The organism is Methylobacillus methanolivorans (assembly GCF_054588515.1).
In genome coordinates this window covers 304,816-317,775 of the sequence record NZ_BAAILT010000002.1, presented here as the reverse complement: position 1 = coordinate 317,775, position 12,960 = coordinate 304,816, and the positions used below count along the sequence as shown (strand labels likewise).

Below are 12,960 nucleotides of genomic sequence, written 5' to 3'. Positions count from 1 at the left end.
TAAAAAAGCCCATGGTAGATACCATGGGCTTTTTTTATAAAGTGAATTACTCAAATCTGGTACTTCTGAATCAGGCATACCGCCTGCGCTGCGATACCTTCACCTCTGCCAGTAAAGCCCAGCTTTTCACTGGTTGTCGCCTTCACGTTAACGCAATCAGCGGGGATATCACAGTCACCTGCAATATGTTGCACCATCTGCGCAATGTGCGGTGCCATCTTCGGCGCTTCGGCAATAATGGTGGCATCAATATTCACGACGTTGTAATGCTTAACCTTGAGCAAAGCCACCACATGGCGCAGCAATAGGCGTGAATCCGCACCCTTGAAATTATCATCGGTATCTGGGAAATGCTTGCCAATATCGCCCATCGCAGCCGCTCCCAGCAAGGCATCACTAATCGCATGCAACAACACATCCGCATCCGAATGGCCTTTCAGGCCCTTGGCAAAAGGAATATCCACCCCGCCGATAATGCACGGGCGCCCCTCTACCAATTGGTGCACATCAAACCCATTTCCTATCCTGATCATGTATTGCTCCTTGCATCTGCAAGCAGGATCGCCTCGGCCAACTGCAAATCCTGCGGGTAAGTAATCTTGAGGTTGCGCAGTTCGCCCGGCACTAGCTTAGGACTAAATCCAAGCGCCTCTACGGCTTGCGCCTCATCTGTCGGCGCACCACCAGCTTGCTGTAGCGCCTGCTTCAGCAAGGCATAACGAAACATTTGCGGTGTTTGCGCTTGCCACAAGCCATCGCGTGGCTCTGTCCTAGCCACACGCTGACCAGCACCCTCACGCTTGAGTGTATCCGCCAGCGGTATAGCCAACAGGCCACCTACGGCATCTTCCTGCAAGCTGTCCAGCAGGCGATCCAGCATTGCCATGCTCAAGCCAGGTCGAGCTGCATCATGCACCAATATCCAGTCATCCTCTGCCACCTGGCCCGCAATCGCTTCTAGGCCGTTCAACACCGTCGCGGCACGGGTAGCTCCGCCCAGCGCATGCACCACCACCTTGCTGCCGTGATCCACCTCATGTTTTGTCCACAAGGCATCGTCTGGCGCAATCACCACATGCACGGAGGTAATACGAGGCGCAGCAGCAAACAGAGACAAGGCATGATGGATAAGCGGCTTGCCGTTCAAGGGTAAGTATTGCTTGGGCAATGTAACCCCCATTCGGCTGCCAGAGCCAGCGGCGGGGATCAGGACATGAAATTTCGACATGGGCGGCATTCTAGCATGGGCAAATCGCGCTGCCGCAGCAGGAGCAGGCTATTTGCAAGGCACTGGCTCAGGCCGCAATGATAGCCAAAGCGCCACCGTCGCCATGGTGAGGCTGACACCCCATTTCGCCCACAGCGGCGCAGGAGAAAACCACAACCCAGTGCCACTGCATGACATCATAAAAATGGCAATATACTTCGCTTTGCGCGACACTGCACCGCGCTCGCGCCAGTCCCGAATATGGTGACCATACTTGGGATGATTAAGCAGATAATGCTCCAACGCAGGCCAGCCATGACCGCCCGCCCATGCGGCCACCAAGACAAAAGGCACAGTGGGCATGATGGGCAGAAAGGCACCAATCACACCCAATATCAATGAAATAATGGCCAACAAACGCCATAACAAAATCTTGGTTTGCCTGAGCATACAACACCTGAAATCGACAACAATCCGAAGATACCACGGCGACAGGCTAAACGCCCAACCCTAATCATTGACCCGATAAAGCCCCCCTCCCATTTGATACCTAAACAGGCCACGATGAGCTGCCCCATATCCCATCCGTCATAATCTCTTATAATCTCCAGTAACTTTTAGTGACAACAGCATCTGGACTCATGGCAAAACAAAAACAAATCAAACAAGAATCCCTCGAAAAAACCTTATGGAAAGCCGCAGACAAACTGCGCAAGAACATTGATGCCGCAGAATACAAACATGTCGTACTCGGGCTGATCTTTCTCAAATACATCTCCGATGCGTTTGAAGAACATCACGCAAAATTGCTGGCCGGTGAGGGCGAATATGCAGGTGCCGACCCAGAAGATAAAGATGAATACGCCGCCGAAAATATCTTCTTCGTGCCGCCATCCGCCCGCTGGAGTTTCCTGAGCAGCCATGCTAAGCAACCTACGATTGGCAAAACCGTGGATGACGCCATGGACGCCATTGAACGTGAAAACGCTTCTCTCAAGGGCGTGCTGCCCAAAGTGTTCGCACGCGATAACCTTGACCCCAGCAGCCTGGGCCAGTTGATCGACCTCATCAGCAACATAGCCCTGGGCGAAGCCAAAGCCCGCAGTGCTGATGTGCTGGGCCATGTATTTGAATATTTTCTTGGCGAATTTGCCTTGGCAGAAGGCAAGCAAGGCGGCCAGTTTTACACGCCCCGCTCAGTGGTTGAGTTACTGGTAGAAATGCTGGAGCCCTACAAAGGCCGCGTGTTCGACCCCTGCTGTGGTTCCGGCGGCATGTTTGTGCAATCTGAAAAGTTTGTGGTGGAACATCAGGGCAAGGTCAACGACATTTCCATCTACGGTCAGGAAAGCAACCAGACCACCTGGCGCCTCGCCAAAATGAACCTTGCCATTCGTGGCATTGAAGCCAGCCAGGTGAAATGGAACAACGAAGGCAGCTTTTTAAACGACGCGCACAAAGATTTAAAAGCCGATTACATTATTGCCAACCCACCCTTTAACGTCAGCGATTGGTCAGGCGAACTGCTGCGCAACGATGGCCGCTGGCAATACGGCACCCCTCCCGCAGGCAATGCCAACTTTGCCTGGTTGCAACACTTTATCTATCACCTTTCGCCCACAGGCCAAGCAGGCGTGGTGCTGGCCAAAGGCGCACTCACCAGCAAAACCAGTGGCGAAGGTGAAATCCGTAAAGCGCTGATTGAGCAAGGCAACGTCATTGATTGCATTGTGAACCTGCCTGCCAAACTGTTCCTCAATACACAAATCCCCGCCGCCCTATGGTTTATGAGCCGCAACAGAACCAATGGCAAATTCAGAAACCGCAGCAATGAGATATTGTTTATAGACGCCCGCAACCTCGGCCACCTCATCAACCGCCGCACCAAAGAGCTGAGCCACGAAGATATAAAACAAATCGCCGATACCTACCACAACTGGCGAAACCCAAAGGGAGAATACCAAGACATTGCAGGCTTCTGCGCCTCCATCAGCCTGGAACGTGTGAAAGAACTGGATTACGTGCTCACCCCAGGCCGCTATGTTGGTCTGCCCGATGATGAAGATGACTTTAACTTTGTCGAGCGCTTTAACGCACTTAAAGCAGAGTTTGAAGCACAGCTGGTTGAAGAAGAAAAACTAAACAAAGCAATTCTGGAGAATCTGGCAAGAGTGAAGCTATGACAGATACATGCCTTTCACAGTCACGCTTCATTGCATTTTTTGATGAGTGCGGAGACCACTCACTCACCAAAATTGATAAGGATTTTCCGTTATTTCTACTCTGCACAGTGATTGTCGAAAGAGACGCCTATGCCCGGCAGATCATTCCCGCATTGGCACAATTCAAACTTCGCTACTTCGCACATGAAGGCATCAACCTGCATAGTCGTGAAATTCGCAAGGCAGAAGGCCCTTTCAGCATTCTGCAAAACGCCGGTGTACGTCAGAGCTTCCTTGCAGAGCTGAGCAAGCTAATGGCTACACTACCCTTTACCCTATTTATTACCGCCATCCATAAAAATGCTTATGCTGCACGCTATGGCAAGGAAGCCAGAAACCCTTACGATGTAGCGCTTGAATATAGCTTTGAACGGATACTGCACTTTATGGAAGCTCAACAGGAAAGCCAGCTACCCGTTATTGCTGAAGCTCGGGGCCAGCAAGAAGACGATGCATTGAGGGCCAGCTTTCATAAACTGATGACTCAAGGCACCTATTACAACAGCGCAGAACGTTTTCAGAAACTCATCTGCCCGATCAGCTTCCGGCGCAAACAAGATAACATCAGTGGCATCCAGGTGGCCGATCTATGCGCACACCCTACGGCTCGCCACTTACTCAAGCCGGATATAGCCAATCAGGCATTCGATGTTGTGAGGCCGCACATTTATACATCAGGCAAGATCAATGGGCTTAAGGTATACCCCAAATGAAAACGGACGCTTCCAGTTTCCCAGAAAACGTCCGCCGACCGGGCATTCCCAATCCATGGGCGTACTATAACAAACAATTAGTGTTAAATAAACCAGCATGAAGAATAATCAAGGGCTTGGCGAGGATGAAGCAATGAGTGAGTGGAAAGAATTTTATCTCGAAGATTTAGCCGAGATTCACAATACCAAAAGAGTGCCTCTAAGTAGCATGCAACGCGCAAAGAGAAAAGGCATCTACCCATACTATGGTGCATCAGGGATTGTTGACCATATTGATGATTATACTTTTGATGGAGAATATGTGTTGATTTCAGAAGATGGTGAAAATCTTAAATCACGCAATACTCCCATTGCATTTAAAGCAACTGGTAAATTTTGGGTTAATAATCATGCTCACATTATCAAAGGAAAAAAGGACTTCCACAATAATTTAATTATCCATTACTTCAGAAATCTAGATCTGAATGAGTTCATAACTGGTGCTGTTCAGCCCAAACTCAATAAAGCTTCTTTAACCTCAATACCTTTTTATCTGCCTACTGAGAAGAAAGAACAAAAAGCCATCGTCTCAGTCCTCAGCAGCTTGGATGACAAAATCGACCTGCTCCACCGCCAAAACACCACCCTAGAATGCATGGCAGAAACGCTGTTTAGACAGTGGTTTTTAGAAGAGGCTCAAGAAGATTGGAATTTGGTACAGCTAGGTGAATATGTTGAGTGTTTTAATGGCGTATCTTACAAAAGCTCGGAACTCAACCCTTCAAAAATTGCGATGGTGACATTAAAAAGCTTTGATAGAAATGGTGGCTTTAGATTAGACGGATTTAAAGAGTTTACTGGACGCTTTAAGGAGCAGCATATTGTGGCTCAAGGTGACTTGGTTGTGGCGCACACCGATATTACTCAAGATGCAGAAGTGATAGGAAACCCGGTGTTGGTCGTTAACGATGTAAGATATGAGCATATGGTTATTTCAATGGATTTGGTAAAAGTTAAATCCAAATTTGAGTGGCTATCAAAGGAATTTTTATACCGAATGATGCGAACTAGAGAATTTAAAGAGCATTGCTTAGGTTACTCAAATGGATCAACGGTTCTGCATTTAAGCAAACAAGCTATACCAGCTTTTGAGTTTTTCTTGCCGCCTAAAGATAAAATTGAAAGTTTCACAGACATTGCCAAGGACTTATTTAGTAAGAAGTTTAAGAACATTGAACAAATCCAAACCTTAGAAAATCTCCGTGATAATCTGCTTCCCAAACTAATGAGCGGGGAAATAAGGATAAAAAATGGCTAAAGAAAATCTGTCTCAGAAGTTTCAAGTACATTATTACTTTGATGACGACAGTCACTCAATGAATGCATTTGTTAGAAATCGCGCTGAGAAAGATTTATTAGAAGCGGTAAAAAGGATTTTAGAACTTACAAGCACAGCCGCTGAAATTGAAACAGAGGCATTTAAAGAAGGTGGCTTGATTGAAACATTAAATCTCATAGTTCCAAGTCTAAGTGCAGTTGCAATTTTTTTATCACCCGCAATTAATGAGATTCTAAAGCACCATTTCACAAAAAATAAAACTGATGACGCAATCAAAGAAGAAACTCTAAAAGGTTTGCAACTCGACAATGCATTAAAAGAGCTTGATTATGAAAATAAATTTTCCAATTCCTTAGAGGACAAACTGGTTAAAAAGCATGTTTCAAACTATTACTCAAGAATTCTTGGGTACGAGAAAATAGACAGAGTTGGTTTCAAAAACTTGAGCAGGAAAACTGAAGAGATCGTTATACCAAGAAGCAAATTTAAAGATTTTATTTTGGTCGATGATAAAACAGTCACTGAAGATGACGATGCAGAGATTGAAATTATTTCTCCTGTTTTAAAAGAGGGTACATTTAACTGGCGTGGTTCATATAAAGAGCAAAGAATTGACTTTAGCATGGGAGATGCAAAATTTAAGAACGAAGTTATTAATGGACAGCATCAGTTTGCTAACGGTTTTGTAATGAATTGCTTATTACAGGTAACTACAACTTTCGATGAATTTGGTGATGAAAAACGCCGAAGTTATTCAGTACAGAAGGTTTATGGAACAAAAGAAAGTGGTTCGACAAATTACACACTCAGATCTCTTGGGTATAAGAAAAAAGAAAAGAGAGATCAACAATCATTGTTCGATAGAGATGATGAAGGAAATTCATAAATTAAAGCTAATAAGTACAATGAAATATCTAGAAAAATCCTATACTTTTTCTAGATATTTGTTTATATTTACCATATGAAAAAACATATATAAATCAGCACTTTAATTTACACATGACCACGGCAAGGGGTGGAAATTCTCATCCAGTGATTTAGCTGGCCACTTTGCGCGCCAGCAAATTGACAATCCGCTCTCTAGATTTGGCCCAGAATAGTATGCTCAGGTTTTCCAACCAAATACTTGTGCTTGATTGTGCAGGCATTGGAGGCTTTGAGCCAATAAGATGAAACCTACCTTGAATGCACTAGAAAAAGAAATTAATACATTGGGAAATGCTTGATGTCGGCAAAATTAACAGAATCTGCGATTGAAACGCTTGCCATCGAGCATTTGCAGGCGTTGGGTTATGACTATATGTATGGCCCGGACATTGCACCAGATGCTGTAACACCCGAGCGCGAGAGCTTTGCTGATGTGCTGTTGCTGGAGCGTTTGCGTGATGCCGCTGCCCGCATCAACCCTTCCCTGCCCATTGCTGTTCTGGATGAGGCAATCAAGACGGTTCAACGTATCAGTTCACCTGAATTGCTTGCCAACAACGAGGCCTTCCACCGCCTGCTGACAGAAGGCATTAATGTCAGCTATCAGCAAGATGGCGTAACACGTGGTGACAAGGTATGGCTGCTGGACTTTGCAAAGCCGGGCAATAATGATTTTGTGGTGGTGAACCAGTTCACCATCATCGAAAGCAATCAGAACAAGCGGCCTGACCTGATCTTGTTTGTGAATGGTTTGCCATTGGTGGTGCTGGAGCTGAAGAATGCGGTGGATGAGAACGCAACTATCCGTAACGCCTACCAGCAGATCAGCACTTACAAATCCACCATCCCAAGTTTGTTTACCTATAACGGGTTTGTGGTGGTGTCTGATGGCTTGGAAGCTAAAGCAGGCAGTATTTCCGCAGGTTTAAGCCGTTTTATGGCCTGGAAAAGTGCTGATGGCACAGCTGATGCATCACATCTGACCAGCCAGCTTGAAACGCTTATTGCGGGTATGTTGAACAAGGCTACGCTGCTGGATTTGATTCGCCATTTTATTGTGTTTGAAAAAACATCCAGAGAAGACCCAGTCACTAAGCAGATCAGCATCAACACAGTGAAAAAGCTGGCAGCCTATCACCAGTATTATGCAGTGAATGCAGCGGTGGCCTCGACCTTGCGTGCGAGTGCTGCAGCTACTGTGCTTGAGGAGCCGCCAGCCAGTTACGGCTTGCCTGATGTACGCATTCAGCCCAAGGGTGACCGCAAAGCAGGGGTGGTGTGGCACACGCAAGGCAGCGGCAAATCTTTGAGCATGGTGTTTTACACCGGCAAGATTGTGCTGGCGTTGAACAACCCGACCATTGTGGTGATTACTGACCGTAATGATCTGGATGACCAGTTGTTTGATACGTTTGCAGCATCTAGCCAGCTATTGCGGCAGGAACCACGGCAAGTGGAAGACCGGCTACAACTGAAAGAGCTGCTTAAAGTAGCCTCAGGCGGCGTGATTTTCACCACTATCCAGAAATTTCAGCCGGAAGCAGGCAATGTGTATGAAACCTTGTCTGAGCGTCGCAATATTGTAGTCATTGCTGATGAAGCGCACCGCACCCAATATGGCTTCAAGGCAAAAACCGTTGAGGATAAAAATGCAGATGGTGAGGTGATTGGTCAGAAAATTGTATATGGCTTTGCCAAATATATGCGCGATGCCCTGCCCAATGCGACTTACCTCGGTTTTACCGGCACACCGATTGAAAGCACCGATGTGAACACGCCAGCGGTGTTTGGAAATTATGTGGATATCTACGACATTGCCCAGGCGGTGGAAGACGGCGCCACTGTAAGGATTTATTACGAGAGTCGCCTGGCCAAGGTGCAGCTTTCAGATGAGGGCCGCAAACTGGTGGCAGATCTGGATGAGGAACTGGCGAATGATGATCTCAACGAGACAGAACAAGCCAAGGCCCGCTGGACACAGATTGAAGCATTAATCGGCAGTGAAAGGCGCATGCAGAATATCGCGCGGGATATCGTCACGCATTTTGAACAGCGGCAAGAGGTATTTGCAGGCAAAGGCATGATTGTGAGCATGTCGCGCCGCATTGCAGCTGCGCTATATGCCGAGATCATCAAGCTCAAGCCAGAATGGCATTCAGATGATTTGAGCCAGGGTGCAATTAAAGTGGTGATGACAGCATCCTCTAGCGATGGCCCTGCGCTTGCCAAGCACCACACCACCAAGCAACAACGCCGTGCATTGGCAGAGCGCATGAAAGACCCGGAAGACCCGCTCAGACTGGTGATTGTGCGTGACATGTGGCTGACAGGATTTGATGCGCCCAGCATGCATACCTTGTATATCGACAAGCCCATGAAGGGCCACAACCTGATGCAGGCGATTGCCCGTGTTAATCGGGTTTACAAAGATAAGCCGGGCGGGCTAGTGGTGGATTACCTTGGTATTGCAGCAGACTTAAAGCAAGCGCTGTCTTTTTACTCGGATGCAGGTGGCAAGGGAGACCCTGCAGTGGCGCAGGAGCAGGCGCTACAATTGATGCAGGAAAAACTGGAAGTTGTCGCCAACCTATATCACGGCTTTGATTACAAGGCTTATTTTCATGCAGACACTTCGAAAAAATTATCCCTGATCCTGGCTGCCGAGGAGCATATTCTTGGGCTGGATGATGGCAAAAAGCGTTATCTCAATGAAGTCACCCTGCTCTCTCAGGCTTTTGCGATTGCCATTCCACATGAGCAGGCGATGGATGCAAAAGATGACGTGGCATTTTTTCAGGCAGTAAAGGCAAGACTGGCCAAGTTTGATGGCACTGGAAAAAATCGAACTAGTGAGGAAATTGAAACCACAATTCGTCAGGTAATCGACCAGGCGTTAGTCAGTGAGCAAGTCATTGATGTATTTGATGCAGCAGGAATTAAGAAACCTGATATTTCGATATTGAGTGAAGAATTCTTGCTGGAGCTCAAAAACCATCAGCACAAGAATATTGCGCTCGAAGTGCTAAAAAAGCTGCTTAGTGAAGAAATCAAAGTTCGTGAAAGAACTAATTTGATTCAAAGCCGCAGTTTGATGGAAATGCTGCAGAACTCCATCAAGCGCTATCAGAACAAAATTATCACCGCCGCTGAATTGATGGATGAACTCATCAAAGTCAGTAAAGAAATTGTACATGGTGATAGTGAAGCTGAACGCTTAAAACTCACCCCGCTAGAGTTTGCTTTCTATACTGCTGTTGCGAATAACGATAGTGCTCGGGAGCTGATGCAGCAAGAAAACCTCAGGGAGCTAGCCGTCGTATTACTGCAAAAAGTACGGGAAAATGCATCTATAGACTGGACCATTAAAGAAAGTGCAAAAGCCAAACTGAAAGTGATCGTCAAACGCACTTTACGTCATTTTGGTTATCCACCTGATATGGAAATTCTGGCAACTGAAACAGTACTTCGCCAGGCAGAATTGATTGCGGCTGAGTTGCAACGCTAATATTTCGTTAATTTGATAAAAGAAAACCCAAAGCCCTGCCTAGCAGGGCTTTGCGGATATATACAATGACTGCAGGTGACTATTCATCCTGCCCAGCAGCGAGGTTAGGCGTAGCTGCAATTTTGTGGATGGATAAGTCCGCGCCATCATATTCCTGCTCGGCATCTAACCGCAAACCAACAACCAGCTTGAGTGTGCCATACACAATAAAACCACCAGCCAGCGCAACCACCACACCCAGTGCAGTGCCTAATGCCTGTGATACCAGGCTGACGCCACCCATACCACCCAGTGCAGTGGCTCCAAAGATGCCAGCGGCGATACCGCCCCAGGCACCACATATCCCATGCAAAGGCCACACGCCCAGCACATCATCAATCTTCCAGCGGTTCTGTGTCAGGGTAAAAGTCCAGACAAATACTGCCCCGGCTACCAGACCAATCACTAAGGCCCCAAGCGGATTGACCACATCAGAGCCAGCGCAGATAGCAACCAAGCCAGCCAAAGGACCATTGTGTACGAAGCCAGGGTCATTCTTGCCTGCCAGCAAGGCGGCCAGGGTGCCACCCACCATCGCCATCAGTGAATTGAGCGCCACCAGGCCCGTGACCGCATCTACAGTCTGGGCAGACATGACATTGAAGCCAAACCAGCCCACAGTCAGTATCCAGGCGCCAAGCGCAAGAAAAGGGATGCTGGAGGGTGGGAAAGCGTGCAATTTTCCATCCTTGCTGTAACGCCCAATACGCGGCCCAAGTAACAATACGGCCGCCAAGGCGATCCAGCCACCCATGGCATGCACAACTACAGAGCCGGCAAAGTCATGATACGGCGCACCGAAAGAGGCTTCCAGCCAATCCTGGAAACCAAAATGACCGTTCCAGGCAATACCCTCGAAGAAAGGATAAACCAGCCCGACAATGGCAAAGGTTGCTGCCAATTGGGGATTAAACCTGGCTCGCTCGGCAATGCCACCTGAAATAATGGCAGGAATAGCAGCGGCAAACGTCAGCAGGAAAAAGAACTTCACCAACTCATAACCATGGTGTGCAGAGAGCGCTTCGGCCCCCTGCAGGAAACCGACACCATAAGCCACACTATAACCAATGAAAAAGTAAGCAATGGTAGACACTGAAAAATCCACCATGATCTTGACCAGCGCATTGACCTGATTCTTGCGGCGCACTGTGCCAACTTCAAGGAAGGCAAAACCGGCATGCATGGCAAGCACCATAATAGCGCCTAGCAATATAAAAAATACGTCATTTCCTGACTGCGTAGTATCCATTTTATCTCCTAGATTCATCGTGCTATTTTTATAGTGCGGTATTCTTAGCAAAAACCAGGCCAATCAATAACCAATTGTTTATTAATAACTTACCTACCAACACAACCACACAACGCACCAAATTAAAACCATCGACCGTGCATCGCACCAATAAAGTGCAATTTTGAATTCACCACTTCCAGTTTTGACACCTATCATGAATTTATGCACCATGAACCGGTCTCAACAGGCCTCTAACCGGAAAGTGACCGCATGTTTGAATCAGCCGAACTTGGCCATAGCATCCCTGATGACCTCTACAAAAAAGAGCTTCCTGCTCTGCGTGAAGCCTTGCTTGACCTTCAGTTCGACCTGGCTGAGGCCAAGGTTTTCCCCGTGCTGATTCTGATTGGTGGTGTGGATGGTGCGGGCAAGGGAGAAACAGCGAACCTGCTCAATGAGTGGATGGATCCACGCCTGATACACACTTGTGCGTTTGGTCCGGCCACGCAGGATGAAGCTGAACGCCCGCATATGTGGCGCTTTTGGCGGGAATTACCCCCCAAGGGCAAAATCGGTATTTTCTTCGGCTCATGGTATACCGCACCGATTTTGGAGAATCTGGAAGGTGGAAAACTGCGTAAAAAGCTGGATAGCCATCTCAGCGATATTGTGCGTTTCGAGCGTATGCTGACCGATGAAGGCGCACTGGTCATCAAGCTCTGGTTTCACCTTTCCAAAAAACAGCAGAAAAACCGCATTGCCGAATTGGAAGCCAATCCCAAGACACGCTGGCGCGTCACAGAGCAAGATAAGCAACATCTGAAGCACTATGACGAGTTCCGCACGCTGACTGGTCATATCCTGCGTGAAACCAGCACTGCCAACGCGCCCTGGATGGTGATTGAGGGGTTTGACCCCAACTATCGCAGCCTGACAACAGGAAAATACTTGCTCGATATCATCCGCGCCCGGCTTGATAGCAAAGCCCCCCCGCTGCGCAAGGCAGCTGCGCCTGCCCTGGCGCTCAAACCCGTGGACGATCTCAATGTGCTCAATACGCTGGACTTGAGCAAATCCCTGGACAAGGATGACTACGAAGATCAGCTTGAGGAATATCAAGGCAAACTTAACCTGCTCACCCGGCACGAAAAATTCAACCGGCTTTCAGTAATTGTTGCTTTTGAAGGTGTAGATGCCGCTGGCAAAGGTGGCGCCATTCGCCGCGTCACCCAGGCGCTTGATGCACGCACCTATAGCATCATCCCTATTTCGGCTCCGTCAGATGAAGAAAATGCTCAACCCTATCTCTGGCGTTTCTGGCGACAATTACCGCGCCGTGGGCGCGTCACGATTTTTGACCGAACCTGGTATGGCCGGGTGTTGGTAGAGCGGGTGGAAGGTTTCTGCAGCACTCAAGACTGGATGCGTGCTTACGCAGAAATCAATGATTTCGAGGAACAATTACTCAATCACGACATCGTACTGGTGAAATTCTGGCTGCATATAGATCAAAAAGAGCAGTTGGCCCGCTTCAAGGCAAGGGAAGACACCGCGTTCAAGCGCTACAAAATCACCGACGAAGATTGGCGCAATCGTGAGAAATGGGACGACTATCAACGAGCAGTCTGCGACATGATAGACCGCACCAGCACCGAGCGGGCACCCTGGACATTGGTAGAGTCCAATGACAAGAAATACGCACGCATCAAAATACTCAAGACGATTTGCGACCAGCTAGAGCGTAAGCTTGAAACGCTGAAGTAACACACCTCAGTAGCGCGCGCAGCTATGTGGGATT

At 47.9% G+C, this 12,960-nt stretch carries 10 protein-coding genes; 6 read left to right on the top strand and 4 right to left on the bottom strand.

Annotation, left to right across the window (positions count from 1 at the left end; translation table 11 throughout):
- Positions 1–50: 50 nt before the first annotated feature.
- Genes ispF through LG202_RS02825 form a run of 3 tightly spaced genes read right to left on the bottom strand, consistent with a single transcriptional unit; the run spans position 51 to position 1,657 of the window.
- Positions 51–533 (bottom strand): 2-C-methyl-D-erythritol 2,4-cyclodiphosphate synthase, encoded by a 483-nt coding sequence (gene ispF / locus LG202_RS02835; RefSeq protein WP_230346904.1) that lies wholly within the window; start codon positions 531–533, stop codon positions 51–53.
- Positions 530–1,228 (bottom strand): 2-C-methyl-D-erythritol 4-phosphate cytidylyltransferase, encoded by a 699-nt coding sequence (gene ispD, locus LG202_RS02830; RefSeq protein WP_230346903.1) that lies wholly within the window; start codon positions 1,226–1,228, stop codon positions 530–532. The genes ispF and ispD overlap by 4 nt, the downstream gene beginning before the upstream one ends.
- 48 nt (positions 1,229–1,276) lie before the next feature.
- A complete protein-coding gene (locus LG202_RS02825) occupies positions 1,277–1,657 on the bottom strand; it encodes a YbaN family protein (protein WP_230346902.1) in 381 nt (126 codons plus the stop codon).
- A gap of 191 nt (positions 1,658–1,848) precedes the next feature.
- Between LG202_RS02825 and LG202_RS02820 the strand changes: the two genes are divergently transcribed.
- The 5 genes from LG202_RS02820 to LG202_RS02800 all read left to right on the top strand — a co-directional run bounded on the left by LG202_RS02820 (position 1,849) and on the right by LG202_RS02800 (position 9,892).
- Positions 1,849–3,390: a type I restriction-modification system subunit M gene (locus LG202_RS02820; protein ID WP_230346901.1), complete on the top strand. Its 1,542-nt coding sequence runs from the start codon at positions 1,849–1,851 to the stop codon at positions 3,388–3,390.
- On the top strand, positions 3,387–4,142 hold the full coding sequence (locus LG202_RS02815) for a DUF3800 domain-containing protein (protein WP_230346900.1): 756 nt from the start codon (positions 3,387–3,389) through the stop codon (positions 4,140–4,142). The genes LG202_RS02820 and LG202_RS02815 overlap by 4 nt, the downstream gene beginning before the upstream one ends.
- A 97-nt stretch (positions 4,143–4,239) precedes the next feature.
- On the top strand, positions 4,240–5,439 hold the full coding sequence (locus LG202_RS02810) for a restriction endonuclease subunit S (RefSeq protein ID WP_230346899.1): 1,200 nt from the start codon (positions 4,240–4,242) through the stop codon (positions 5,437–5,439).
- Positions 5,432–6,346 (top strand): hypothetical protein, encoded by a 915-nt coding sequence (locus LG202_RS02805; protein WP_230346898.1) that lies wholly within the window; start codon positions 5,432–5,434, stop codon positions 6,344–6,346. The genes LG202_RS02810 and LG202_RS02805 overlap by 8 nt, the downstream gene beginning before the upstream one ends.
- 339 nt (positions 6,347–6,685) lie before the next feature.
- Positions 6,686–9,892: a type I restriction endonuclease subunit R gene (locus LG202_RS02800; RefSeq protein ID WP_230346897.1), complete on the top strand. Its 3,207-nt coding sequence runs from the start codon at positions 6,686–6,688 to the stop codon at positions 9,890–9,892.
- A gap of 79 nt (positions 9,893–9,971) precedes the next feature.
- Here the strand turns inward: LG202_RS02800 and LG202_RS02795 are convergent, their stop codons facing one another.
- Positions 9,972–11,180 carry an ammonium transporter gene (locus tag LG202_RS02795; protein ID WP_230346896.1) on the bottom strand — a complete coding sequence of 403 codons (1,209 nt, stop codon included), beginning with the start codon at positions 11,178–11,180 and terminating at the stop codon, positions 9,972–9,974.
- Positions 11,181–11,432: 252 nt separating this feature from the next.
- On the opposite strand from LG202_RS02795, the gene pap reads away from it, so the two are divergent.
- Positions 11,433–12,926 carry a polyphosphate:AMP phosphotransferase gene (gene pap / locus LG202_RS02790; RefSeq protein WP_230346895.1) on the top strand — a complete coding sequence of 498 codons (1,494 nt, stop codon included), beginning with the start codon at positions 11,433–11,435 and terminating at the stop codon, positions 12,924–12,926.
- Positions 12,927–12,960: the final 34 nt, after the last annotated feature.